This is a genomic window from Corynebacterium sp. MSK071 (assembly GCF_030232125.1).
Taxonomy (GTDB): Bacteria; Actinomycetota; Actinomycetes; order Mycobacteriales; family Mycobacteriaceae; genus Corynebacterium; species Corynebacterium kefirresidentii.
Genome location: NZ_JASPJA010000002.1, coordinates 197,916 through 222,341, shown reverse-complemented (window position 1 = coordinate 222,341; position 24,426 = coordinate 197,916). Strand labels below are relative to the sequence as shown.

Annotated in this window: 27 protein-coding genes; 9 read left to right on the top strand and 18 right to left on the bottom strand. The window is 59.1% G+C overall.

Going from position 1 to position 24,426, the window contains the following annotated elements:
• Positions 1 to 5 precede the first annotated feature (5 nt).
• Together QP990_RS02450 and QP990_RS02445 are read left to right on the top strand one after the other, a co-directional pair.
• A complete protein-coding gene (locus QP990_RS02450; protein ID WP_023020794.1) occupies positions 6 to 1,331 on the top strand; it encodes a DEAD/DEAH box helicase in 1,326 nt (441 codons plus the stop codon).
• Positions 1,328 to 2,566 carry a hypothetical protein gene (locus QP990_RS02445; RefSeq protein WP_023020793.1) on the top strand — a complete coding sequence of 413 codons (1,239 nt, stop codon included), beginning with the start codon at positions 1,328 to 1,330 and terminating at the stop codon, positions 2,564 to 2,566. The genes QP990_RS02450 and QP990_RS02445 overlap by 4 nt, the downstream gene beginning before the upstream one ends.
• 74 nt (positions 2,567 to 2,640) lie before the next feature.
• Here QP990_RS02445 and QP990_RS02440 read toward each other — a convergent pair whose 3' ends face one another.
• On the bottom strand, positions 2,641 to 3,129 hold the full coding sequence (locus QP990_RS02440) for a hypothetical protein (protein WP_023020792.1): 489 nt from the start codon (positions 3,127 to 3,129) through the stop codon (positions 2,641 to 2,643).
• 495 nt (positions 3,130 to 3,624) lie between these two features.
• On the opposite strand from QP990_RS02440, the gene QP990_RS02435 reads away from it, so the two are divergent.
• Positions 3,625 to 3,885, top strand: a complete 261-nt coding sequence (locus tag QP990_RS02435; protein ID WP_005322377.1) for a WhiB family transcriptional regulator — start codon at positions 3,625 to 3,627, stop codon at positions 3,883 to 3,885.
• An 83-nt stretch (positions 3,886 to 3,968) separates the two neighbouring features.
• Positions 3,969 to 4,043, top strand: a complete 75-nt coding sequence (locus QP990_RS12320) for a 50S ribosomal protein bL37 (protein ID WP_100067784.1) — start codon at positions 3,969 to 3,971, stop codon at positions 4,041 to 4,043.
• A gap of 107 nt (positions 4,044 to 4,150) precedes the next feature.
• Here the strand turns inward: QP990_RS12320 and QP990_RS02430 are convergent, their stop codons facing one another.
• Together QP990_RS02430 and QP990_RS02425 are read right to left on the bottom strand one after the other, a co-directional pair.
• Entirely contained in the window at positions 4,151 to 4,423 is a 273-nt protein-coding gene (locus QP990_RS02430) for a mycothiol system anti-sigma-R factor (protein WP_023020791.1), read from the bottom strand.
• The gene (locus QP990_RS02425) at positions 4,423 to 5,034 is read right to left on the bottom strand and encodes a sigma-70 family RNA polymerase sigma factor (RefSeq protein ID WP_023020790.1); all 612 of its coding nucleotides are present in this window, start codon (positions 5,032 to 5,034) and stop codon (positions 4,423 to 4,425) included. The genes QP990_RS02430 and QP990_RS02425 overlap by 1 nt, the downstream gene beginning before the upstream one ends.
• 28 nt (positions 5,035 to 5,062) lie before the next feature.
• Here QP990_RS02425 and ybaK point away from each other — a divergent pair, with 28 nt between their 5' ends.
• On the top strand, positions 5,063 to 5,566 hold the full coding sequence (gene ybaK / locus QP990_RS02420; RefSeq protein ID WP_023020789.1) for a Cys-tRNA(Pro) deacylase: 504 nt from the start codon (positions 5,063 to 5,065) through the stop codon (positions 5,564 to 5,566).
• Here ybaK and QP990_RS02415 read toward each other — a convergent pair.
• Positions 5,552 to 6,199: an SOS response-associated peptidase gene (locus QP990_RS02415; RefSeq protein ID WP_023020788.1), complete on the bottom strand. Its 648-nt coding sequence runs from the start codon at positions 6,197 to 6,199 to the stop codon at positions 5,552 to 5,554. The two genes, ybaK and QP990_RS02415, sit on opposite strands and share 15 nt — an antisense overlap.
• On the opposite strand from QP990_RS02415, the gene aroA reads away from it, so the two are divergent.
• Positions 6,198 to 7,499: a 3-phosphoshikimate 1-carboxyvinyltransferase gene (gene aroA / locus QP990_RS02410; RefSeq protein WP_284798240.1), complete on the top strand. Its 1,302-nt coding sequence runs from the start codon at positions 6,198 to 6,200 to the stop codon at positions 7,497 to 7,499. The two genes, QP990_RS02415 and aroA, sit on opposite strands and share 2 nt — an antisense overlap.
• Positions 7,492 to 8,517, top strand: coding sequence for a ribosome small subunit-dependent GTPase A (rsgA, locus tag QP990_RS02405; protein WP_023020786.1), 1,026 nt, complete (start codon positions 7,492 to 7,494; stop codon positions 8,515 to 8,517). Before aroA ends, rsgA begins: the two co-directional genes overlap by 8 nt.
• Here rsgA and QP990_RS02400 read toward each other — a convergent pair.
• From QP990_RS02400 to QP990_RS02390, 3 genes are read right to left on the bottom strand one after another with little or no spacing between them, the layout of a single operon-like run.
• Positions 8,514 to 8,765 (bottom strand): hypothetical protein, encoded by a 252-nt coding sequence (locus QP990_RS02400; protein WP_023020785.1) that lies wholly within the window; start codon positions 8,763 to 8,765, stop codon positions 8,514 to 8,516. The genes rsgA and QP990_RS02400 overlap by 4 nt on opposite strands.
• A 16-nt stretch (positions 8,766 to 8,781) precedes the next feature.
• Complete coding sequence (locus tag QP990_RS02395; protein ID WP_023020784.1) at positions 8,782 to 9,297, bottom strand: DUF6912 family protein; 516 nt, start codon at positions 9,295 to 9,297, stop codon at positions 8,782 to 8,784.
• Positions 9,297 to 9,707: an HAD-IA family hydrolase gene (locus tag QP990_RS02390; RefSeq protein ID WP_023020783.1), complete on the bottom strand. Its 411-nt coding sequence runs from the start codon at positions 9,705 to 9,707 to the stop codon at positions 9,297 to 9,299. Before QP990_RS02390 ends, QP990_RS02395 begins: the two co-directional genes overlap by 1 nt.
• 178 nt (positions 9,708 to 9,885) lie before the next feature.
• On the opposite strand from QP990_RS02390, the gene QP990_RS02385 reads away from it, so the two are divergent.
• Positions 9,886 to 10,269 (top strand): hypothetical protein, encoded by a 384-nt coding sequence (locus QP990_RS02385; RefSeq protein WP_023020782.1) that lies wholly within the window; start codon positions 9,886 to 9,888, stop codon positions 10,267 to 10,269.
• Between the two features lie 23 nt (positions 10,270 to 10,292).
• Here the strand turns inward: QP990_RS02385 and QP990_RS02380 are convergent, their stop codons facing one another.
• The 9 genes from QP990_RS02380 to QP990_RS02340 form a co-directional block, all read right to left on the bottom strand.
• Entirely contained in the window at positions 10,293 to 11,111 is an 819-nt protein-coding gene (locus tag QP990_RS02380; protein ID WP_023020781.1) for a hypothetical protein, read from the bottom strand.
• A 140-nt stretch (positions 11,112 to 11,251) separates the two neighbouring features.
• Complete coding sequence (gene secA, locus QP990_RS02375) at positions 11,252 to 13,837, bottom strand: preprotein translocase subunit SecA (RefSeq protein ID WP_023020780.1); 2,586 nt, start codon at positions 13,835 to 13,837, stop codon at positions 11,252 to 11,254.
• Between the two features lie 247 nt (positions 13,838 to 14,084).
• Complete coding sequence (hpf, locus tag QP990_RS02370) at positions 14,085 to 14,729, bottom strand: ribosome hibernation-promoting factor, HPF/YfiA family (RefSeq protein WP_023020779.1); 645 nt, start codon at positions 14,727 to 14,729, stop codon at positions 14,085 to 14,087.
• Positions 14,730 to 14,874: 145 nt separating this feature from the next.
• Positions 14,875 to 15,414 (bottom strand): ComF family protein, encoded by a 540-nt coding sequence (locus tag QP990_RS02365; protein WP_396127268.1) that lies wholly within the window; start codon positions 15,412 to 15,414, stop codon positions 14,875 to 14,877.
• 126 nt (positions 15,415 to 15,540) lie between these two features.
• Positions 15,541 to 17,274 carry an MtrAB system accessory lipoprotein LpqB gene (gene lpqB, locus QP990_RS02360; protein ID WP_023020777.1) on the bottom strand — a complete coding sequence of 578 codons (1,734 nt, stop codon included), beginning with the start codon at positions 17,272 to 17,274 and terminating at the stop codon, positions 15,541 to 15,543.
• Between the two features lie 2 nt (positions 17,275 to 17,276).
• Positions 17,277 to 19,067 carry an MtrAB system histidine kinase MtrB gene (mtrB, locus tag QP990_RS02355; RefSeq protein ID WP_198010447.1) on the bottom strand — a complete coding sequence of 597 codons (1,791 nt, stop codon included), beginning with the start codon at positions 19,065 to 19,067 and terminating at the stop codon, positions 17,277 to 17,279.
• 68 nt (positions 19,068 to 19,135) lie between these two features.
• A complete protein-coding gene (mtrA, locus tag QP990_RS02350) occupies positions 19,136 to 19,828 on the bottom strand; it encodes an MtrAB system response regulator MtrA (protein ID WP_023027822.1) in 693 nt (230 codons plus the stop codon).
• Between the two features lie 3 nt (positions 19,829 to 19,831).
• Positions 19,832 to 20,446, bottom strand: a complete 615-nt coding sequence (locus tag QP990_RS02345) for a dTMP kinase (protein WP_023020774.1) — start codon at positions 20,444 to 20,446, stop codon at positions 19,832 to 19,834.
• A gap of 67 nt (positions 20,447 to 20,513) precedes the next feature.
• Positions 20,514 to 20,867, bottom strand: a complete 354-nt coding sequence (locus QP990_RS02340) for a DUF4259 domain-containing protein (protein ID WP_023020773.1) — start codon at positions 20,865 to 20,867, stop codon at positions 20,514 to 20,516.
• A 248-nt stretch (positions 20,868 to 21,115) separates the two neighbouring features.
• On the opposite strand from QP990_RS02340, the gene QP990_RS02335 reads away from it, so the two are divergent.
• Entirely contained in the window at positions 21,116 to 21,904 is a 789-nt protein-coding gene (locus QP990_RS02335) for a hypothetical protein (protein WP_023020772.1), read from the top strand.
• Between the two features lie 253 nt (positions 21,905 to 22,157).
• On the opposite strand, the gene manA is transcribed toward QP990_RS02335, so the two are convergent.
• Together manA and QP990_RS02325 are read right to left on the bottom strand one after the other, a co-directional pair.
• Entirely contained in the window at positions 22,158 to 23,387 is a 1,230-nt protein-coding gene (manA, locus tag QP990_RS02330) for a mannose-6-phosphate isomerase, class I (RefSeq protein ID WP_023020771.1), read from the bottom strand.
• 6 nt (positions 23,388 to 23,393) lie between these two features.
• The gene (locus tag QP990_RS02325; protein ID WP_023020770.1) at positions 23,394 to 24,416 is read right to left on the bottom strand and encodes a hypothetical protein; all 1,023 of its coding nucleotides are present in this window, start codon (positions 24,414 to 24,416) and stop codon (positions 23,394 to 23,396) included.
• Between the last annotated feature and the right edge of the window lie 10 nt (positions 24,417 to 24,426).

Below are 24,426 nucleotides of genomic sequence, written 5' to 3'. Positions count from 1 at the left end.
AAGGTGTGTCTGACATAAAATCCCAGCCACCGAGCTTCGCGGAACTCGGCGTTGCGGCCGAAATCTGCGATGGACTCGCCACCCGTGGCATCACGCGTACTTTTGCAATCCAGGAATTAACCCTGCCCATCGCTTTGTCCGGTCAGGATTTGATTGGCCAAGCGCGCACCGGCATGGGCAAAACCTACGGCTTTGGCGTGCCGCTTTTGGATCGTGTCTTTGATGATGCCGATATCGAAGAGCTCGATGGCACCCCGCGCGCCCTCGTGGTGGTCCCCACCCGTGAGCTTGCCCAGCAGGTCACCAAAGACCTGCAGGTAGCCGCCGCTGACATACCGGTGCGTTTGGTTTCCATCTACGGAGGCCGGCCCTACGAGGAACAGATCACAAAGCTCAATAAGGGCGCCGATGTCATCATCGGTACACCTGGCCGCCTGATCGATCTCCACGAGCGCGGCAATCTGCAACTAGACCGCGTGGCCATCTTGGTACTCGATGAAGCCGACGAGATGCTAGATTTGGGCTTTTTACCCTCGGTGGAGGCCATCCTGCAGGCTCTGGATGGCAATGCGCACCAGACCATGCTCTTTTCCGCTACGATGCCGGGCGCGATTTTAACGCTGGCCCGCCGTTTTATGGATAAGCCCATCCATATCCGCGCCGAATCGGGCGAGCAGGATTTCACTCATTCCTCCACCCGCAAGGTCACCTTCCAAGCTCACCGCATGGATAAGGTTGCCATCGTCGCGCACGCCCTGCAGGCTGCCGACCGCGGGCGCACCATCATCTTCGCCCGTACCAAGCGAGCGGCCGCCCATTTGGCCGATGATCTCGCCCGGCGCGGCTTCCGCGTGGGAGCCGTCCACGGCGACCTTGGGCAAAAGTCCCGCGAGAAATCCCTGCAGGCCTTCCGCTCCGGCCAGGTAGACATCCTGGTCGCCACCGATATTGCTGCCCGCGGTATCGACGTCGATGATGTCACTCACGTCATCAACTACCAGGTACCAGATGATCCAATGACCTTTGTCCACCGTATTGGTCGCACGGGTCGCGCCGGGCATACCGGTACCGCCATCACCTTGGTGGGCTACGATGAGCTGGGCAAATGGCAAGTCATTAACGATGAGCTGGATTTGGGAGAGCCGGAGCCGCCACAATGGTTTTCTACTTCCCCAGAGCTGGCCCAAGCGCTAGACATCCCCGCGGATGCTGAGGAGACCGTAGGCCCCGAGACCAAGGTTGTAGGCCAGGTTTCAGTCCGCGAGAAATCCCCCACCCGTACCACTGCGCGCCGCGGCAGCTCCCGGCGCCGACGAGGAGGCCGCCGATGACTAAGGCTCCCATTTTGCGTTCCACGCTCTCTGATTGGAAGGCCACCGGCATCATTGCCGTGGTCTGCGCCATCGCGGTAGGCGGTGCAGCCGTCACTGCCAATATCAATCAGGCACATTTGAGCCAGGCGGCCGTTCCTGGGGAAAAGGATGCACCCGCACTTTCCACAGTTCCGACTAACCTCCACGAGTCCTTCAGCCTCCCCAATGAACCGGTGCCTGGCCAATACCGGGCGGTTTCGGCGCACGGCCTGACCATCACGCATGCGGATCACACGCTCACGGCTACCAATCCGGACGGTTCCGAAGCATGGACCTATGAGCGCACTGACGCCGAACTGTGCTCACTGTCTGCTGCATGGGGCAAGATAGTAGCTACTTATAAGACCGGTCTGGGCTGCGGAGATACCGTGGCGATTGATGCCGCGACTGGTGAGTATGACAGCACCCGTAGTGCCATAAATTCGGACGAGGTAGTACCCATATCCTCCAATGACCGGGTAGGAACGGCCTCCACCGACCGCATCGATCTGTGGCGCTCGGATATGGTGCGTACCGTTGAATACGGTGACGTGGAGGCAAAACAAGAACCGGACAAGCAACCGCATGAGGATTGCACGCTCAGCTCGGCCCTTACCCGTACCGAGAACTTAGCCCTGACCGAGTCCTGCCCCGATAAGCCGAATACCACCTGGTTGCGCTTCCAAGACACCACCCCCGATGATTCCCGTCAACCGGACATCGCCGCCGATGTGGACATTGCTACCGATGGCGCCCGCCTTGTCGCCGTAGGCCAAAAGGCCGCCGCCGTATACCGGCCAGGACCACACCCCTCCATCGAGTCATATAACAATGAAGGTAAAAAGCTCGACTCTTCCCCAGCAGAGCCTTCTCCGGCTATAGACACCGGCGACTCCCCCTTCGCGCCGGCAACTGCGGACTTGCCGCACCATATGACCTGGTTTGATGGCTCCCGGCTTTACCTCTTTAAGCCGAGCGACCTCTCGGTTGATCGCATCGTGGAAGAGGCCATCGGCACCCCCATCGCTGTCAACGAGCAGATGCTGGTGCCTACCAAAGAAGGAATTGCAGTCATGGACTGGTCCACTGGCAAGACCCTGCGAACCATCCCGGTTGACCGCGGCGCCTACCACGGTGCCGTTTATCTCACTTTAGCGGGCGAGACCATTGTGGAAGCCCGCGGCGATAAGGTAGTGGGCCTTAGCGCCGATTAGTACCCCACCATCGCATAAAAAGGCCGCGCATTTCGGGTTTTCCCGGGCGCGGCCTTTTACACGTGAAGATGACTTTAGAAGTTTGCTGCCGCCCACTCAGTGGAGGCGCGTACGAACATCAGCAAGAAGATGACCACTGCGGCGCTCAGCAATGTCACCGCGCCCAGTAGCGGCGATCCACCGCTAAACATTTGGAAGGAGCTAGCCGCCAAGATTAGCTCCACCAAAATAATGGCTCCCCTACCCCAGCGCTTTCCCTTGACCATGGCCCAAGCGCCAATGATGACAAAACCAAACACGATAAAGATAAAGAGTGCGGTGCCTAGCCCCACAAAGCTTCCAGAGCCCGAATCCGACACCATGGAGCCGTTTTCCGCACCGGTCAATTCGCGCACGATCAGGAAGATGCCAAAACAGATTACGGCGATGGACTGAATCACGGCGAGTGCTGCGGCCACGAGGACTGGTTGCGGCGCACCGTGCTGGGTCTTTTTTTCCCCACTAATCGACCGCGTGGAGGCAGCATTTTGCTTTGTGTTTACCTTCTTGTTTTGTTTGGACACAAGCCCACAGTCTACTCACGGGCAACGCCATTTTCTTGTGCGCCACTCAGGTTTCGCGGGGGCAAGGGCTAACCGGACAGATTTGACGCTTCTCCAGTCACCACACTCAAGTAGTTTCAGTCAATGCGCCAGTTCAGCGCGTTTCTCACAGGCTTCTTTCAACTCCAGCGTCTATCTAAATGACCCCCACATCACTTTCCATTCAGTGATGTTTACCACATTTTCGCCTCTACCCCTAGCGGAGCCTGAGTAAACATGTCATGATTCTTGGGTAGCAAAAAGAAAGAGGACGTAAACCTCTTCTTAACTTGAAGGAAACTTCAAGTAACCACAATGTGGACCATTGGCGGCGGCGACGCTGGCCCGACCTCGAGACCGGGTCCCACTGCGCGCAGACCAGTTCACACAACCACCCACCCATGGCATTGGTTGCTTTTCATTTATGAAAAGTGCTTGTGCTTTCTGCTGTCGAATTTTTGTTAGGAGATATCAATCATGGATTGGCGCCACGAAGCTGTTTGCCGCGACGAAGACCCCGAGCTGTTCTTCCCAGTAGGCAATTCTGGTCCTGCACTTACCCAAATCGCTAAGGCCAAGTTGGTCTGCAACCGTTGTCCCGTTGCCTCTTCCTGCCTGAAGTGGGCACTGGAGTCCGGCTTGGACGCCGGCGTCTGGGGCGGTCTATCTGAAGAGGAGCGCCGCGCCCTCAAGCGCCGCCGTAACCGCGGCCGTGGACGCGCCCGCGTTTCCGCTTAATCATCGGCCCCCAATTTTCGTTTCGGCGCCCTTAGCCGCTAAAGTTGAATAAAGTTCAGTTACCCTCAACGAAGGAGTGCGCAATGAGCAAGCGTGGTCGCAAGCGCAAGGATCGCCGCAAGAAGTCCGCTAATCACGGCAAGCGTCCTGGCGCATAACGCACAGCACATAAGCCCGGCCCTCGGTCATCACAGACCGTAGGAGCCGGGCTTTTGCTTTGCCGAATCGGCGCAGGCCGCTTAGCAGCCCGTGCCGTATGTCCGCACTACCAGGTGGTCTCGATGCGGGTGATTTCAACCGAGATGCGGCGGCGTAACGCCTGCGGCGCCTTGGCCTGTCCGTTACAACAGTTGCGCACCAGCGAACGAATAATCTCCTCGCTCTCGAGGCGCTTTTGACAAAAATCACACTGGGCGATGTGCTCGCGGATGGCGAGCGCGCGGGCATAGGTGGTGGATTCATCGAGAAGCTCGCACAGGAGGGCCTGTACCTCTGGGGAGCTACACGCACCACAGTTGTGTTCCGTTGCGCGTTCCATTACTTCTCCTCCATGTCTGGGTGTTCTAATCCAATACCTTGTTCTCGTGCCACGTCTTTCAACGCTTTTCGGAGTAGTTTTCTTCCCCGGTGCAACCGAGACATCACTGTGCCCAAAGGAGTGTCCATGATTTCCGCAATTTCTTTATATGCCAAGCCCTCCACATCCGCGTAGTAAACCACCATGCGGTAATCATCGGGCAGGTCATTCATGGCCTCTGAAATGGTGGAATCCGGCATGTCCTTGAGCGCGGCTACCTCGGCGGATTCCAGACCGGTGGAATCATGTCCGGCGGTGGTATAGAGCTGAAAATCACTCAAGTCATCAGCCGAGGACTCCGTTGGCCGGCGCTTCGCCTTGCGGTAGGAGTTGATGTAGTTATTGGTCATGATGCGATAAAGCCATGCCTTGAGATTCGTACCCGGAGTAAAGGAATGGAAGGACTTATAGGCCTTGAGGTAGGTCTCCTGCACTAGGTCTTCAGCGTCTTGGGGATTGCGCGTCATGCGCAAGGCACCACCGTAGAGCTGATCTAGCAAGGGCAGCGCTTCCGCTTCAAAGCGGCGCTGCAGCTCCTTTTCGCTGATTGTTTCTTTAGCCACAATTTCCATACTAACGCCTAGCGTTAGAATCCCAGTCATGTCTAAAAAGTCCCCGCACGCAGCCACCCCAGCGCTCAAAGTTGTAGAAGACGCCGGTATCGAGCACCACGTATACACCTTTGAAGCGGGCACCGATCACTTCGGTGATCACGCCGCCGCAGCTCTAGACGTAGAGCCGGAGCGCGTGCTCAAAACCCTGGTCATCGATTTAACCGCGGGCAAGGGACCAAAGCGCAAATTGGCGGTGTGCGTTATCCCTACTACCCACCACCTGAGCTTGAAAAAAGCCGCAGTCGCACACAATGTTTCCAAAGCCGCCATGGCCGATCCGCACGACGCCTCTAAGTCATCCGGATATATTCCCGGCGGCATCTCCCCGCTCGGGCAGAAGAATCCACTGCCCACCATTATCGAGGAAACCGCCATCCTTTTCGATACCGTCTTCATCTCTGGCGGGCGCCGCGGGCTAGATATCGAACTCAATGCGGAGGACCTCGCGCAGCTGTGTGACGCCAGCTTTGCCGATCTACTCGCCGAGTAGCTCTGGATAGTCGTTGGATACAGTGCCCACGGCCTTGTCGGCGGGGTGGGTGTGGAAGCCCCGCAGGGGCGTCGGCAAGAGCAGCTCGGCGGCCTCCTCGGGGCTGCCCTCTAGCCAGGTGCGCATTTCCTCGGCCGCCAAAAAGCGCGGCAGGCGGTGGTGCAGCCACTCCATTTCTTCCGTGGCTGCAGTGGTAATGATCGTGGCGGACAGGCGGTCTAAGCCGGTGTCCCAGAGGCCTGCGGCCCACAACAGGCCTTCCTCCGCGCGCACGAAGTAGGGCTGTTTGCCGCCCTTTTCCTGGCGCCACTCGTAGTAACCATTCATCGGGATGAGGCAGCGCTGCCCCTTAAAAGCGTGCCGGAAAGAAGGCTTGGAGGCCACGGTCTCCGCCCGCGCATTAAACAGCGGCGGGCCCTCAAGATCTTTCTTCCAGTGCGGCAATAGCGCCCACCGCGCAGGATCGACTTGAGCAAGGCTTTCGCGCACGCGCACGATGGCCACCGGCTGGGTAGGCGCAATATTGTAGCGGGGCCCTGGGGTTCCTTGCGGGGCATGTACCTCGGTGACTCCGGGCAGCTCTCCCACCTCATCAAGGAGGGACTCGGTAAAAAGAACGAATCTTCCGCACATGCCCTCTATTATGGACGATATGTCTCAACCATGGTCCGCCCCGCAAGCGGCAGGCCCCATTACGTGGGCCCAGCACGTGCCGGGCTCGAAGTCTATTACCAACCGCGCCTTCATCTTGGCCGCGTTGGCCGATGGCCCCTCTACCCTGCGCGCTCCGCTGGTCTCGCGGGATTCGCAGTTGATGGAAAAGGCGTTGGAGTCTATGGGCGTGCGCTTCGAGCACGACGGCGAGGACATCCACGTCACCCCAGGCCCGCTCAAGGGCGCAACGGTAGATTGCGGCCTAGCAGGCACGGTGATGCGCTTTATCCCGCCGGTTGCAGCCTTGGCTGATGGCGCCGTGCTTGTCGACGGCGACGAGCAGGCCTACGCCCGCCCCATGTCCACCACCCTCGATGCGCTGCGCCACCTTGGCGTAGAGGTGGACGGCGATAGCCTGCCCTTCACCGTGCGCTCGCACGGGGTGCCAGAAGGCGGCGAGGTCACCATCGATGCCTCTAGGTCATCGCAGTTCGTCTCCGGACTGCTGCTAGCCGGTGCACGGTTTAAAAAGGGCATCACCCTAACCCATGAGGGCGGCCCCTTGCCCTCTTTGCCGCACGTGGAAATGACCGTGGGCATGCTGCGCCAGGCAGGCGTGCGCGTAGACTCCGGCGAGAATACGTGGACCGTGCACTCTGGCCCGATCGCCGACCGAGAGTGGAACATCGAGCCGGATTTGTCCAATGCCACGCCTTTCCTTGCCGCCGCTGCTGTCACCGGCGGCCGCGTGACCATTAAGCGCTGGCCCGCCAATACCACGCAGCCGGGCGACGCTATTCGCCATATCTTGGTGGATATGGGCGTTATGGTCACCCAAGAGCCGGGATTTGTCACTGCAAAGGGCTCCAAAGACGGAGCGCTGCAGGGTATTGAGCGCAATATGGGTGATATTGGCGAGCTCACCCCTACCGTCGCTGCGTTGTGCGCCCTGGCAGACACCCCCTCTACCCTTACCGGCATAGCTCACCTGCGCGGCCACGAGACCGACCGCTTGAAGGCGCTGGCGGATAATATCAACGCCCTCGGTGGTAAGGTCACCGAACTTGCCGACGGCCTGCACATCGACCCCGTCCCTCTCCACGGTGGAGAATGGCCGTGCTACGCGGACCACCGCATGGCCACCGCGGGTGCCATCCTCGGTCTGAAGGTGCCGGGCATAGAGATCGAGGATATTTCTACCACCTCGAAGACCCTTCCTGGCTTCGACCGCATGTGGGAGACGATGCTGGACCCCGAACAACAGGAGAGCAATGGCTAGGCGTTTCGGTTCCTTTGATGAATCCGACGTGCGCGTGCGCCCTGGCAAGGGTTCGCGGCCGCGCACCAAGGACCGTCCCAAACATAAAAATGCCAAGTTCGGCATGGTCATCACCAAAGACCGTGGGCGATGGGGCGTCGCGCTAGATGACGGCCCACGGGTCACCGCCATGCGCGCCCGCGAACTCGGCCGCACCGCCATCGAGGTGGGCGACCGCGTAGGTGTCGTGGGCGATACTTCCGGCAAGAAGGACACCTTAGCGCGCATAGTGAAGCTGGAAGAGCGCACCTCCGTCCTTCGGCGCACCGCCGATGACACCGACCCCTATGAGCGCATCGTGGTGGCGAATGCGGACCAGATGCTCATCGTCACCGCCGTGGCCGATCCACCACCGCGTTCCGGGTTTGTCGAGCGGGCCCTCATCGCCGCCTTCGTGGGCAATATCCACCCGATCTTGTGCCTGACTAAAACAGATCTCACGGATCCTGAGCCGTTCGCGGCCGAGTTTGCTGATCTTGATGTCACGGTGGTGAAAGCCGGCGTCGAAGACGGCCTCGAGTCCGTGCGCCAGCACATCGATGGCCACGTCACCGCGCTCATCGGCCACTCCGGCGTGGGCAAATCCACCCTGGTCAACCGCCTGGTTCCGGATGCGGATAGGGAGACGGGGGAAGTATCGGGCGTAGGCAAAGGCAGGCATACCTCTACCCAATCGGTAGCGCTTCCCCTCCCCGCCGATGATGCATACTCTGCCGGCTGGATTATCGATACCCCCGGCATTCGTTCCTTCGGCCTCGCACACGTGGATGCTGATGACGTGCTCGGTGTCTTTGAAGATCTTGCGGCCGCCGTCGAGGATTGCCCCCGTGGTTGTACGCATATGGGCCCGCCTGCGGACCCAGAATGCGGGCTGGATGACCCTGCGCTTATCCCCCCGGATACCGCCAGTGCGCGGCGGCGCGACGCGGTGCGCGGCCTGCTCGAGGCCCTGCGCACCAACGTGGACTGGGAAAATTAAAGGTGGAAGCCAGTATCGGCCATCACGCCTAGCAGGACATCTACGATGCCAAAGACCACATCCAGGATCTGGCCCCAAGTGCCCTGGGACGAGGTCTCTAGCAGCGCTAGCCACGGGGTGGTGGGCACGGCATCGGCAGCGGCATCTGCGGCCGGGGTGGTATCGGCCGCCAGAGCGGCTGGCGCGGAAATGAGGGCTACGCCTGCGGTAACGGTAGCTGCAGCCAGGTTCTTGAAACGCTGAGTCATGTTTTCTCCTTCAGTTTTAGAGCAATTCTACGAGGAAAGGCAGTTCGCTGGGGTGATAAAAGGCCATAAACTTATCCAGCGCATCTCCCACGGCCAGCTCCGCGTCCTCATCGCCAAGGTCTGCGGTGTCAATAGCCTCGATGGCCTTCGCGGTGGTTTCTTCGGATTCCGCAATATCCACGTGGATGGCCGCTAGATCGTCTTTGCTGAATTGCGCCGGCTGGAGTTCTACCACCGGCTCGCCCATATCCGGTCGCGGGGTGATGACAGAATCATCCAAGTCCACGGAGATGACCACGCGGCGATGCGGGAACTTTTCTTCATCGCCGATGGCCAGAAGGCGCATAGAGGCCATAGATGCCTCGAGGAATGCCGAGTAGGCAATCTCTTCTTCATCGCCCTCGGTATAGAAATCCTGCAGCGCTGGTGTCACCATGAAACCCCAGCCGGAGCGCGCAGAAAGGGAACCGGTTTCTTCCAATTCCGCCAGCATGGCGTAGGTTGCGGGAATGTAGACGCGGGCTTTAGCCACTAAAACTCACCTTCAATATCGAAGACAGCCTGGATTTCTACGGAAACGCGATCAAAGCTGGTGTACAAAAAGCCCACCATGCCGGTTTCCACGGCGGCGCGGACGTTGAGAATAGAATCATCAACCATGACGCAATCATTGAGCGGAAGCTCTAGGGCATCTGCGGCCGCCTGAAATGCAGCGACCTCTGGCTTTTCCGCCCCAACCTCACCAGAGAGAATAACTGCATCTACGTTTCCGCGGTACTCCCACTCGCGAATGTGCTCCGCGCCTGGACCGCCCGGGTCATTGGAGAGGATGGCGGTTGCCGCGCCATTTGCCTTGGCGGCGGCCAGCAGCGCCTTCCAGCGACGGTTATCTTCTTCGGTGCCGTCGAGGACGCCGACATAGTCAACGATCAGACCACGCATGTACTTAAATCCTTTGGTTACGATTTTCTCTTTAACTCCCCGAGAGTATAGCGAACCGCGCGCGCATTCGCGGCCACCCCTTTCAGGAAACCCTCAGAAATGGCGGCCGCGAGCCGGGCATGAGACAATTATCACGCGTCCGCCTCCTGCCCTTATTCAGGAGCACTACTTCCCCATCATGTACGAGCCCATCCCTGGCTACTCACACCTCAAACTCTTCCTCGCGCCTCATCGCGTGCGCTACGGCCGCTTGCCGACGTCCGCGGAGGTCGCCGCCCAACACCGCATCCAAGGCTGGGTAATCTTCGCACTCGAGGTTGCTGCCGGCTATCGGCCGCTAGCTCACCTCAATTCCGCGCGCTATTCGGACGCAATCCGGCTGCATATTGGCTCGTGGGTGCGCCAACGCTCCAGCCCCTACACCACGGACAGATTGCAATTGACAAGCCTGCACGCGCGCTCAAACGGAGAGTATTTCGGCTCTGTTTATATAGGTCAACAGCAGCATGCTTTTACAGGATCAGCCAGTCACACGGGATTAACCTCGTTCCGCTTGCTCTAAGCTATGCGAACGGACCTCACCGCCTAGGAAATGAACTGGCCGAGTTGAGAAAGAATATCGGACCAGTTCAGTGCGGACCATCCAATTCCGGCAGCGCTTGCTAGCGCCGCAATACCGGTAGTCAGCAGACCACCTTCCAGGACGGATAGCCCGGAATTGTCATCAGCAGTGCCATCCGCGAGTACGGTATTCACACCACGGTGGGTTGCTGCGGCCTTTTCCAAGGGAGCATTGACCTGCTTGGTGATAGTGACGATATCGCGCAGCGCTGACGCGTAATCCGAGAACTCATCCGGGAAGGCGGAGCCTGTATCCCCGGTGGCGGGCCTCTGTGGCCGCGGAGAAGACTCTGCATTGCCTGCAGTGGACTGCGGCAGATCCTTAGTGAATTCACCCAGCTCGGCGCGAATCACCGCCTGGGCATAGTTGGCACCCAGCACGTCAAGGTAATCCAGCACGGCAGCTTCGGTGAACTGCTTGCCTTCCCGCGATTGTGGACGCGCTTCGGGCTCCCACGGGAAATCGAGCGGTGTGGCATAGATATTGCCATCGGCGCGCGCAGTATTGAGCCGGGATGCGCCAAAATAATGGTCAAAGGCAGCATCCGCTTTCTCCTGCGACAAAATTCCATCTGCCACCAACGCTTCCTTACGCTGGGTAGCGATAGCCAAAATGGCCGCTGCCGCGTTGTCCTGTTCTAGTTTTTCGCCCGAGTCCAAGATGATGCGCAGAGAAGACGCAGAGTCGCGCTGCATCTCATACGCCACGGCTGGGGTGGCGCCACCAAGCAAGGTAGCAGACAGAAGCGTCGTAATTCCTAGACGCAAAGAACGGCGACGCATCGTCAGTGGAGTTCCTCACAGGAAAAAAGCAGATTGGACAAGATTCTTATATTCTACTCATTTTTCCCTAAAAAGAAACCCGCCCCGCTCCCACTTTTAAGAGTGGGTGCGGGGCGGAGTTTGAGAAAGAACACCGGGTTTTAGGCCTCTACGGTATCCCCACCGTTGTTGTTCGCAGCGGTCGAAGACTCACCGGCCTGTTCCTCTTCCTGCTGCTTGAACTGCTTGCGCAGCATAAAGAGCTGGCGGACGGTCTCTTCCTTGACGCCTTCGTTCATCGCATTGAACATCTCGCCGCCCTCCTTCTGGTACTCCACCAGCGGATCGCGCTGCGCCATCGCGCGCAGGCCAATGCCCTCCTTGAGGTAGTCCATCTCATAGAGGTGCTCACGCCACTTTTGGTCAATAATCGGCAGGATGACCATGCGCTCGGTATTGCGCATCTGCTGCTCGCCGCCAATTGCGGTTACAGATTCCTCGAGCTTGTCATATTCGTTATTGGCGTCTTCTACCAAAGCGTCGCGAAGCTGCTCAGCGGAAAGCTCGCCTGGGGAACCATACTCGGAGCCTTCGACCAGTTCCTCGTGGGGAATGGTGGGACCGTACAGGGAATCCAATGCGTTCCACAGCGCATCTAGGTCCCAATCCTCCACGTAGCCGGTGGCGGTAGCGCCGGCGACATAAGCGGAAACGGTGTCATCAATCATGCCGCGGATATTGTCCTGAATATCGCCGGCATCGAGGATATCGTGGCGGGTAGCGTAGACCACCTTGCGCTGCTCGTTAAGCACCTCGTCGTACTTGAGAACGTTCTTACGCATCTCAAAGTTCTGGTTCTCCACCTGCGCCTGGGCGCCCTTAATGGAGTTGGAGACCATCTTGGCTTCGATTGGAACATCGTCCGGCACATTGAGGCGATTCATCATGTTCTCCATGGACTGTCCCACGAAGCGCACCATCAACTCATCGCGCATGGACAGGTAGAAGCGAGTCTCACCCGGGTCACCCTGGCGGCCAGTACGACCACGCAGCTGGTTATCAATGCGGCGCGACTCGTGGCGCTCAGTACCCAGCACGTAGAGTCCACCGGCCTCGCGGACCTGGTCACCCAACTTCTTGGAGTGTTCCTTTTCGGCATCGATCTCTGCCTCCCAGGCCTCCTGGTACTTTTCCTCATCCTCGAATGGATCTAGGCCGCGCTCACGCAGCTTCTCATCGAGGATGACCTCGGGGTTACCACCAAGCACGATATCCGTACCACGGCCGGCCATGTTGGTAGCCACGGTTACGGTGCCAGGACGGCCGGCACGGGCGATGATCTGGCCCTCTTCCTCGTGGTGCTTAGCGTTGAGCACGTTGTGCTTGATTCCCCGCTTGGATAGCAGCTGGGACAGGTACTCGGAGCGCTCCACAGAGGTGGTACCTACCAGTACTGGCTGACCGGCCTCGACGTGCTCAGCAATATCGTCCACCACGGCGGCGAACTTGGCTTCCTGCGTCTTGTAAATGCGGTCAGAGTGGTCCGCACGCTGATTTGGCTTATTGGTAGGAATCGGCACTACGTCCAGGCCATAGATGGAATGCAGCTCGGCGGCTTCGGTCTCTGCCGTACCGGTCATGCCGGAGATCTTCTCATAGAGGCGGAAGTAGTTTTGCAGGGTAACGGTAGCCAGCGTCTGGTTCTCGTTCTTGATCTCTACCTGCTCCTTGGCCTCGATGGCCTGGTGCATGCCTTCGTTGTAGCGGCGGCCGGCCAGCACGCGGCCGGTGAAGCTGTCGACGATCATGACTTCACCATTGCGGACGATATAGTCCTTATCGCGGGTGAAAAGCTCCTTGGCCTTCAAGGCGTTGTTCAGGTAGGACACCAGCTGGGAGTGCTCCGGGGCGTAGAGGTTATCGATGCCGAGCTGATCCTCTACGTATTCCACGCCCTCTTCCAGCACACCGATGGTGCGCTTTTTGTGGTCTACCTCGTAGTGGATGCCTTCGCGCATGCGCGGTGTCAGCTGGGCGAAGACACTGTAGAACTGGGAGGAACCGTCTACTGGGCCGGAGATGATAAGCGGGGTTCGGGCTTCATCGATAAGAATCGAGTCAACCTCATCCACGATGCAGAAGTTGTGACCGCGCTGCACCACTTCATTGAGGGAGCGCACCATGTTATCGCGCAGGTAGTCAAAACCTAGCTCGTTATTGGTGCCGTAAGTAATGTCGCAATCGTAGGCAGCCTTGCGCTCTGGTGGGCGCATCTCAGACAGGATGACGCCTACGGACAGGCCGAGCCAGCGGTGGACACGGCCCATCATCTCCGCGTCGCGCTTTGCCAAGTAATCATTGACGGTCACGATGTGGACGCCCTTGCCCTCAAGCGCATTAAGGTAGGCAGGCAGGAGTGAGGTCAGGGTCTTGCCCTCACCGGTGCGCATCTCGGCAACGTTGCCGAAGTGCAGGGCCGCGCCACCCATGATCTGCACGCGGTAGTGCTTTTGATCGAGGACGCGCCAGGCAGCCTCGCGGACGGTGGCAAATGCCTCGAGCAAGATGTCATTCATCACTTCGCCGTCTTTAAGACGAGTTTTGAACTCATCGGTCTTTGCCTTAAGTTCTTCGTCCGAAAGCTCCGCGTACTTATCCTCAAGGGCAATTACGTCGTCTGCCATTTTGCCCAGGCGCTTGACCGTACGGCCCTCGCCCGCGCGCAGCAGCTTGGAAAGTCCAAACACGGTTAGTTAGTCCTTCTAGTCGCGACAATAAAGTTAACTCGTCGCTATTGTACTCACTCGCATTCACAAAGCACCTTCCGCCTAGCGCATAGGGCATGCGCGCAACCTTCATCTGGCATATCTAAGCCTTTAAAGCCGCTTGCCGACGTCGAACCTCCCCCCCACCAAGACACCATTTCCCTTGATACGAATTCGACCCCGCTGCAGTTATGCAGCGGGGTCATTACCTCAGGAAAGTGCGAGCGCTTTAGGCCTCCGCGTCTTCAGCCAGGGAGATAAGGCCATAGTCGAAGGCGTGGCGGCGATAAACCACGGAGGGCTTATTATTCTCCTCGTTAACGAAGAGGAAGAAGTCGTGGCCAACCAGCTCCATCTCGCTCAAGGCATCATCCACGCTCATCGGGGTAGCCGGGTGCTCCTTGGTGCGCACAATCTGGCCGGGACGAACATCCTCGACGGTCTCAGCATAAGGGTCAACGTAGCGCTCTTCCTTGGCGCGCTGTGCCTCAGCCTGTGCCACCATCTCAGCGGCAATCTCTCCGGTGCCCTTTTGCGCGCGGTGACCGCTCTTGACGTTTTCGCGGCGCACCTTCACCTTGCGCAGGGAGCGCTCCATCTTGCCCAAGGCGGTCTCGAGCGCAGCGTAGAAAGAATCTTCCTTTGCTTCGGCACGGGCGATGTGTCCCTTACCCGTAGCGGTGATCTGGATGCGATCCGCTTCAGAATCGCGGCGCGGGTTCGGCTCGTGCTGCAGCTCCACGTGGAAGAAGGTCAGGGTGGGGTCAAGGCGTTCAATCTTGGCCAGCTTGTCATTGACTCGCTCTTGAAAGTGATCAGGGACCTCGACATTACGGCCCGTAATCGTTACCTGAGCTTTGTTTGGCTGGGACATTGAAATGCCTCCCTTGAGTAGTGGGGACTGGATTCAATCACAGTAGCTATCTCTCTGTGACACTCCTCATGGTATCACTGGTTATGACCTGACAGGGCGAAATTTTTTCCCGCTCCCCTACCTCGAGGGTAGATCCCGCCTTTATCTAGGCATCCGCAAAGACCAATGCTCCACATACTTCTACGCCCGCGGCCTGCAGGGCAGCAATGCTCGCGGCTAGGGTGGCGCCGGTGGTAACGACGTCGTCGGCAAGCAGCGCAGGGGCGCGAGCAATGGGAGCATGAACGCGGACTCGCCCCTGCAGGTTAGCCCACCTATCCTGCGCGTTAAGCTCGGACTGATCCGCGGTGGACTGCCCCATGGAAAGAGCCGCGCACACGCCCACGCGCTGCAGCTGCGCCGCTGTATGGCACACAGCGGCCACAGGGTCTCCCCCGCGCGCCCGCGCCGAGCGCGGACGGGTAGGCGCAGGAACAAGGGTGAACTCGCGCGGGATATCACCACGGGCACTCAGATAGGCCAGCCCAGCTGCAAAGACGGCCCCGACATACTCGCGAACCGGCTGGTTGCCGCGCTCCTTCATGCCAATGATGATGCGGCGGCGAATATCGGAATAAGAGCCAAGGGCATACACGGGCGCCCCCAGCAGCCGGGGCCGTGCTACCAAGTAGGGCGGGTGCCGCAAGTGCTCGCGGCAGTGTTCACACAACACCTCGCCCGGCGCGCCGCATCCAGCACACGCGCGCGGAAAAATAAGCTCCCCCAAGCTCATCGTGTTGCCTCCCCCCTAGCCGCACAAGCCTTCCGACGGCTAGTTAGAAACGATAGGGGAAGAACGCCGGCCCTGCAGCCCAGAGACCTCACGCCAGTTGGTCTCATCCATCACGGTGGAAGGTAGCTCAAGCATGGCGTGAGAATCAGTGATGAAAAGCTTGGTGGGCGAGGAAGCTACAGCCACCACGGGGGCGGTGATATTACCGGTAGGCATGGTCGAAGCCGAGGAACCATCCTGCTCGATGCGCCAGACGGGTGACTGGCTCGAGGAGGTACCAACGATGAGCGAGCCATCCATATTCCAGTCCAACGATAGCGCCGAACCGGAAACTTCTGGGCCGACCTCGCGGGCGTTGACGATGCGCTTATCCCCACTGCTGGATTGGGCAACCGCCGCGATATACACGTGCCCATCGATAACCATGGCCACGCGGGCACCGCTATGGGACAAGCGGATGACGGAGATTTCGCCCTCAATATCGTCAATGCTGCGGGCATCCACCTCGGATTTGGAGATGCGGCCCGTGGTCTTGGAGCGCACCACGCGCACGATGCGATCTCCGTCAACCACAGTCCACGCGGCTTGCCCGTTGTATTCAAAGGTCGGCCGTGCCAGCGTGGGACCATCCACCGCATCCTGCAGCTGGCCATCGAGCTCGCCTATCTGCAGGGAGAAATCATTATTGGATTTGCGGCGCACGGCCGCAACGAGGCCGCTATCGGCCACATCCACGGACTGCACGTCTCCGCTACTGCCCAAGGTGGATTGAACGGGCTCGGCCACGCCATCGTCTACCTCCAGCAGGTTGCCCTCATTAAGGGCGTAGAGCTTAGACAACGCGGTGCTGCTTTCTTCCGGGTTATAGTCCGCAAAGTCATCCACGCTCAAGCTATCCATACCTTCCACCAGGTCACCGCCATCGGCCTTGACCTTAAAGGGACCGGTATGGCCGGCTTTGCTAAGCGTCCACACCAGTTGGGCGGCAAAGAGAGTGCGGTCGTGGGCGTCCAAGTCCACTAGGCCTTCGAATTGGTAGCCTTGCTCGCGGTCATAGCCGGCATAGGTAACATTCTCCCCCGCCGCACGGCGGGTGGCAGGGGCAATGCTGGCCGAAGGCCCCTCCATCAACAACGTGATAAGCGTCGACTCCGATTCTTCGCCCCCCTTATACAACCAGCGACGATCCGGAACCAGCGCATCGTTACTCTGCTTATAGAAGTACAGCGATTGCGGGGCGTAGTGGTTGCGCATTTCATTGCGCTCCATCACCACTCCGGCCGGCAGGCCATCGACGCGCCACCTATCGTCTTGCATCTTCATGTAGATGACTGCCTCATAGCCCTCATTTTCCGGGACATACGCGCCACCGGATTTCAGGCGGCCGATAATAGTGCCACGTACTGTAAAGGCGCGTTCATTATCTTTCGAGCTTTGTTTATTGGCGGGCGCAGTAACGATATCCAGGCTATCGACCACCATCACATCGCCGCTGGCGTCCCATGCACCACGGGCAGTATCCGTAAGAAAACCACGGGCGACTTCGTGATCATTTCCGGGCACGGCCGAAGCCTGATAGAAATCTCGCAACGTCAGATCCGGGTCATCGCCCGGTTGCGGTGCAATAACTTCCCCAGGACTGTCTTCCTGTCGCTGGTAGGTCCCTACCACCTGCGGCCCGGTGTCACTCGGCAGAGTGGAACAACCGCTGACAAAAAGCACGACCGCTGCGGTACTAAAGACCGCGGTTTTGCAATAGTTGCTGCTGAACACGCTCACTTCCTCCTCCCCTCAAAGTCCGGGGCCTTATAGGCGCGCCTATCTGGGGCGGCCGCACCACGGTTGAGCTCTCGTTCCGAGGGCCATAGGATGCCATCCCCCTCCGCCTGGCCAGTGGTAGTCTTATCGCTCTTTTCGACGCGCGGTGAGCTCATCCCGGATGCAATGGCAGGCGTAGCAGAGGCGGGTTCGACACCCGGATTATCGGTGCTAGAGTCCTGCGCTTCTGGAAGTTCAACTCCGGCATCTGGGGTCGATTCCGGCAACGAGCCGCCTTCCGCAGGGTTGTTTACGGGTGCGCCAGGGATCTCCACGGAGATGGGTTCTTCTCCCACCTCGGTATTTGGAGTGCGCGGAATAATGAGCCGGAAGCGCGAGCCAAAGCCCTCGTAGCCGTTGGCATCCAGCGTGCCACCGTGCAAGACGGCGTCCTCGCGGGCGATAGCCAGCCCCAGGCCGGTGCCTCCGGAGTGGCGTTTACGGGAAGAATCCGCGCGCCAAAAGCGGTTAAATACCAGCTCTTCCTGGCCCGGTTTCAAGCCCACGCCATGGTCTGTAACGGTAACGCCCACCGCGGTTTCCGTGGTGGCGACATCCACCGCTACCGGATTGCCTTCCGAATGGTCGATGGCATTGGCCAAAAGATTGCGCAAGATGCGCTCAAGGCGGCGTGAATCGGCTTCGACGGCGATGCGCTCATCCGGCAGGTTGAGCTGGACCTCTACGTTGAGCTCGCGAGCCAAATGTTCGACTTGCTCATAGGCGGACTCCACGCAGGAGCGCAGATCAATGGCGGCGGTAGACAGGTCCGCCACGCCGGCATCGTGGCGAGAAATCTCTAGCAGGTCCGCGAGCAATTCCTCGAAACGATCGAGCTCGCTTGACATCAGGCGGGAAGCTCGCTGGGCGCCGTGCGGCAAGCTATCGCTTTCGGCCTCAATCATGTCCGCGGCCATGCGCACGGTGGTCAATGGGGTACGCAGCTCATGGGAGACGTCGGAAGTAAACTGCCGCTGTAAGTCGCCGTATTCCTCCAGCTGCGCAATCTGGGAAGAAAGTTTATCGGCCATGTTATTGAAGGACGCGGCTAGGCGCCCCATCTCATCGTCGCTATCGACGGCCATGCGTTCCTTCAAGTGACCAGCCGCCAAGCGCTGTGCAATGCGCGAGGCCGAACGAATCGGCGTAATAACCTGCTGGGTCGCCAGCCAGGCAATGCCTACCAACAGCACCACGACGACCACACCGGCCGCTGAAAGCAGGCCGCGCATCAACGCCATGGTGGATTCTTCCGATTCCATGGACAGTGCCAAGTAGACCTGGGTATGCGGGATATCGGTATCGGTAGGTGTTCCTACCAGCAGGGCGTTGTAATGCTCACCGTTTTCCCGCGGAGCCGGGAAATACTGCTGCGCAATCTGACCCTGATCCACCATCTCCCGCAACTGATCCGGCACGGGGAAACCTTCTGGCGAGGTAATAACCGAGCCATCCTGGTTTTCCACCACGATGACCGGTTCATAAACCGCCTGGGCATCGCCCTGCTGGGCAGAGAGCTGGCCTAGTGCCGCACGTGCAGAATTGATGCGTACCTGCACCGAATTGGCGGAACTGGTGGCATCAATCTGCTGTTCCACGGCCGTGCGGGCACGCTCCAGCTCTTGCTGCGCCACGTCTTCCTTTTGGCTAACCAAGCGCTGAGTCAGCACAGAAACCAACGCGTAGGCCAAGATGATCATGACCACCGAGGAAGCGACCAAAATCATGCCAATGACGCGCGCCTGCAAAGAGGTACGCCACGTTGTAATGAAGGCGTCTCGAATACGCCTTAAACGCTCAATGATGCCGATGGTTCTTACTCCCCGGCGCCGGGCTTACCGGTCTTATACCCCACGCCACGCACGGTCAGCACAATCTGCGGATCCTCCGGATCATGCTCGATCTTGGCGCGTAGGCGCTGCACGTGGACATTAACCAAGCGCGTATCAGAGGCATTGCGGTAGCCCCATACGGACTCCAGCAGCGACTCACGCGTATGCACTTGGCCAGGGCGGCGCGCCATCTCCAGCAGCAGGTCAAATTCCAAAGGAGTCAAGTTCAGTTCGGTACCATCCGTGCGGCGCACGGTATGCTCCGGCACGTCAATGATGAGGTCCGCTACTTCCAAAATTTCAGACTCCGCGGAATCGGTGCGGCGCAAGCGCGCGCGAATGCGGGCGATGAGTTCCTTGGGTTTAAATGGCTTGGTGATGTAATCATCCGCGCCGGATTCAAGGCCTAGCACCACATCGACCGTATCCGTCTTGGCGGTCAGCATAACGATGGGTACGGAGGATTCACGGCGAATGGCGCGGCAGATATCCACGCCGTTCATGCCCGGCAGCATAAGGTCCAGCAGAATGAGGTCCGGCTCGTGTTGCTCAAAGGCGGGCACGGCGTCATTGCCGTCCATGACCGGAATGGGCTTAAGTCCCTCAGACTCGAGCACAATGGTCAGCATCTCCGAGATAGCCGGATCGTCATCGACTACCAAAATCTTGGGCGCCACGTTTTATTCTCCTACAAGGTCTTTTATCGCTGAAATTATAGTATCCGCATCGGCGGTGACAATCCAGCGTCCACCCCAGCCCGCATCTGCTAGGCGCTGGTAGGCCGCGGCGGTGCGTTCCTGCAATCCGCCATCGCGCTCGTAGCGGTCACGCTCCCGGTTGGCATCTGCTTGGGCTCTTGCCTGCGCTCTTTCCGACGCCACTTCTACCGCAGTATCCAGATAAACCTGCAGATCCGCTTGCGGCAGGCCTAAAGTGCCAAATTCCAGATCATGCACCCAGTCCATGACGGCATCGTCTTCGAGTCGCGCCGCCGAATATGCCGCATTGGAAGCCACATACCGATCCAATAGCACCACGGCGTCCGTACCCTTAGCTCGCTGCAATTGGTCTTTTACGCCGTAACGATCCAAGGCAAAAAGAGTTGCCATGGCATATGCCGAATCTGTCAGGTCACCCATTTTTCCGTAGAGCGCCTTTTGGGCGAGCTGGGCGTGAATCGATTCTGCATAGCGCGGGAAGGCGATGACCTCCACGGGTCGATCCAACGACTCCCTGATTGTGGAGACCAGCGTATTCTTACCGGCACCGTCGATGCCTTCGATGCTGATAAGCATAGGTGTGGGGTACCTTCCCTTCTATTTTGTCTGGCATGAGGCCACTGCTGCGGGCAGTAGGTATGGCTTAGGACAGGGCCTCTATAAACGCTTCGAGGTCATATTCTTCCTCGACATTTTCTAGTACCTCGAGGGCATTTTCCGTCAAGGTTTCGCTGCCAGACCCCACCAGCTCCCTAATATAGGGGTAGTCTTCAACAACCTCGCCCGCACTGAAGGGCGCGCCAGCCCAAATGGCAGCGATGGTGGCTGCTGCTTGCGCGTTCTGTTCCTCTTCTTCACTGAGCTGTGGCTTGCTATGTGCTACTTCGCAGGCATCCTCAACGGCGCGAATTACCCCTTCTTCATCGAGGTTTGCCATTTCTTCCAAGAAATCGACGTTGAGGTCCGTGCTGAAAATATCTTCGTCCCAAGTACTCACTTTTTGACTCCTTCGGTGCTTTCAGCGCCATTTATACACGCTTTCCCAGCTAAAGAAAGCACGCAATGAAAAGGTTTGCAGGGCATCCTACATCCGCGAACTGGCGTTTTGTTGGCGTATCACAGAATCGCAACGCCGTAGCAATGTTTCCTAAACATGATAGTCTCGTTACCAACTTGTTACCGCGGTGCTATACCGCCACCTCCTATGGGGTTAAATCAGCCCACCTCACAGAAAGGACAGCCACGATGAAGCCAGATTCGCGCCGCGTCTACGTGTTCATTGTGGCCGGACTGATAGCCGCGGCCGTCGTCGGATTCACAGTCTGGCGCATGAGCTCGCCGAGCGCTAACTATTCCAATGCCGCGGATCAGTCCGGGACCACCTCCGTCTCCCCGACGCACACTGCGGCCGAGGAAACCACCACTTCTCCCACGGACCATTCGCCTTCAAACAAGCGCTCTGCACATGCGACAAGCTCTACAGCTTCGTCCGGCGATTCGAAGCACCACCAGCCGCATAACAGTGATCCGTATCTAGCCCCCAATGCGGTCATGCACCCGCAGGCGGCTACCCAGCCCACCAAGGTTTATCGTCCGGAGAATATTTCCCCACAAGGAGCCTCCTCGCAGGGTATGGGCAGCATCCAGGGTGAACAAGACACCGGCCAAGGCGTTCTGCGCCCGACGCCTGATTACCCAAGCAATCAAAACGGCTCGCAGGCTACCGGTTCCCCACAGGGCAACAACGGCGGCAGTGGCGGCACCGCTCCGCAAACCACCACTGCCCCGTCCGCTCCGCAGCCTTCCCCGACGCAGCCTTCGGAGCAAAATGGGACGGGCACAACCACTGGTGAGAACAAGCCCAACCCGGACCGGGGACAACTAACCGAAAACAAGCAGCAAGAGGTCGCAGAGGCAGAAGTACCACGCGACGATCAAGCCGCCGCAGAGCAGCCTTCTGCCGAGCAGAACCAAGAGCCGACCGATTTCGTGCCGACCAAGCAGGCGCCGCGCAAAGCAGCCGCTTCGCACTAATCCATAGCCCACTGCGCAATTAGCTGAATACAAAAAGCACGTTTCCTCGATTCTGAACGCGAATTTCGAGGAAACGTGCTTTTGTATGCGCCGGACCATTAGAGCTGTGAAAGAAACAGCCATATGAGGCACTCGCGCAGCGACGAAAGCGGCGGCAGCGCGCCGGAATTGAAATTCCACACCTCGCCTGAACCCCGGCGAAGAGGGGTTCGGCAAAGCGCGCTGGTGCGCAGGCGAGCCAAGCGCAGGCGGGCTAAGCGCGGGCGACGAAGAGGTCGGCGGCGTCGGATGCCGCAGTGGCAGTGACTCGCCCCTCAGAGGCAGGCAACCAGACGGCTTGGCCGGGGGTCACGGTGAGGGTCTTGCCGGCGGCATCAGTAAAGGTAACGGAGCCTGCGGTGCACAGGGCGATGGTCGGGCCATCGTAATCAAAATCCACAGAAGATGCTCCGCTAAGCTCTACACGGTCTAGCAGGAATTCTTCAATCGGGACCGGGTAAGACCATGCGGCGGCATCGTGCACATTATTCTGAGCGGACTTATCCTGCTGTTGAACACGCGGTTCATCGGCAGCCGCGTAGGTGAGAACCTTGACTAGTTCGGGAACGTCAACGAACTTGGGGGTAAGGCCGCCGCGCAAAACGTTATCGGAGTTGGCCATAATCTCTACGCCAAGGCCGGAGACATAGGCGTGCAGCTGGCCCGCATCTAGGTAGACGGCCTCGCCGGGAGAAAGTTCGATGTGGTTAAGCAACAGTGCACCCAATACACCGATATCGCCCGGGTAACGCTGGTTGAGTTCCAGCACCGTGGACATTACACGGGACTTCCAATCGGCCGGGTCCGCGGCAATAAGGCGCTCACCAGCGGAGACTATGGCGGCGATGAGTTCCTTGCGCTTGGCGGACGGGATGGTAATCCACGTGGTAAAGAGAACGCGAAGGTTGGCGGACTCGGTGGTTACCGAGGGGTCCTCGTCCAGCATGGCAACGTAATGATCCAGCTCGGGGCACTCCAAGGCAGCAAAAAGCTCGCGAGTGCGCGCCAGCGGGCGGAAGCCAGCCATGGCATAGAAATCCGTGAGCGCAACGATAAGCTCGGGCTTGTGGTTATCGTCCTTGTAGTTGCGGTTGGGTGCGGTGAGTTCAATCCCAGCGGCATTCTCGCGGGCAAAACCTTCCTCTGCCTGCTCCTTCGACGGGTGCGCCTGTAGGGATAGCGGCTCCTCGGCCGCTAGCACCTTGAGGAGGAAAGGCAGGCGTTCACCGTACTCGGCGGAAACGCGGCTGCCTAGCTGCCCTGCTGGATCCTCCGCAATGACCTCATTGAGAAGGCGGTCATCCACCGTAGACGGGTCTCCGGGGTGGGCGCCGAACCACAGCTCTGCGACGGGCTTTTCTGAATCGGGCTGACCCTGCAGGTGTGGGATGAGGGTACGCGAGCCCCAGGAATAGTTGCGGGTGGCGCTGTGCAACAGCTGCATGTGTTTCTATCCTTTAGAAATCTCGTAGGCGGTCGCGGAGAAACTCCGCGTAATAAGCTGCAGTGAGCGGGCAAGATGCCCGAGGCCCGGTTCCGGGTCAATGCTGCGGACTGCAAGCGAGTTGGGCAGGTTCGCCTCTTCCTGCCCCCAGAAAATCACCTTCAAGGGTACCAAAGCATCCGTAGTGCCATCGCCATCAATGAAGGGGTCAAAGAAGAGATCATTTGCTCGGGAGCTATCGGAATCTCGGTCGAGTGCGCGTCGCAATTCCGCAGGGTCCACGAAAGCGCTCGGCAGGCCATGCACCGCCCAGATGGTCGCAGCCATACGAGCGACGAGGGCGTCGATCTGCACGTGCTCACGCCGCTCAGAAAAGGAATAAGGGTCGAGCACGCAGGAGTGGATGATGCGGGCGCCTTCGATAAATTCGCGCAGTTGGCGGCCCGGATTGGTAGTGGCATCGCGCTCAGGGGAAAGCTGCGCGAGTTCGCGGTCCACGGCTGCAGCAAGATCCTCCAGGATCTCTTTCACCGCGGTCGGGTCCTGGTAGAGCAGGCAGCACAGAGCATGCAGTGCGGCGATGTTGTGGGCAGGCGAACTGCCCTCTGCCGTAGGTAGGCAGGGGGCGATGAGGGTATCGTCCGGGCAGTCCTCCACGAGCGGGCCCTTGGCCGGGCCAATCAAAACGGTGGTGGCGCCGCGCTGGCTGGCGGCAATTAATGCGCGCGAAGCCCAATCGCATTCGCCGGTCTCGCCTACGACAACAACCACGTCCAATGCTCCCACGTAACGCGGGAGCGATTCGGTGACGACGAGCGGGATTCGCAGCGGCTCTGCAAGGCCGACACCCAAGTGGGCGGCTTCCCTGGCAATCGCATCGGTGGGGATTATGACCAGCGAGCGAGGATTAAGCCCGCGGAGCGCCTCGCTCCAAAGCTCCACTTCTCCGGCCAATAGGCGGATTTGAGCGCCTTCGTGCGCGACATCAAAAAAGCGCACGGTTTCGGCATCATAATTACCGGTATCCATGTGGCTTAAG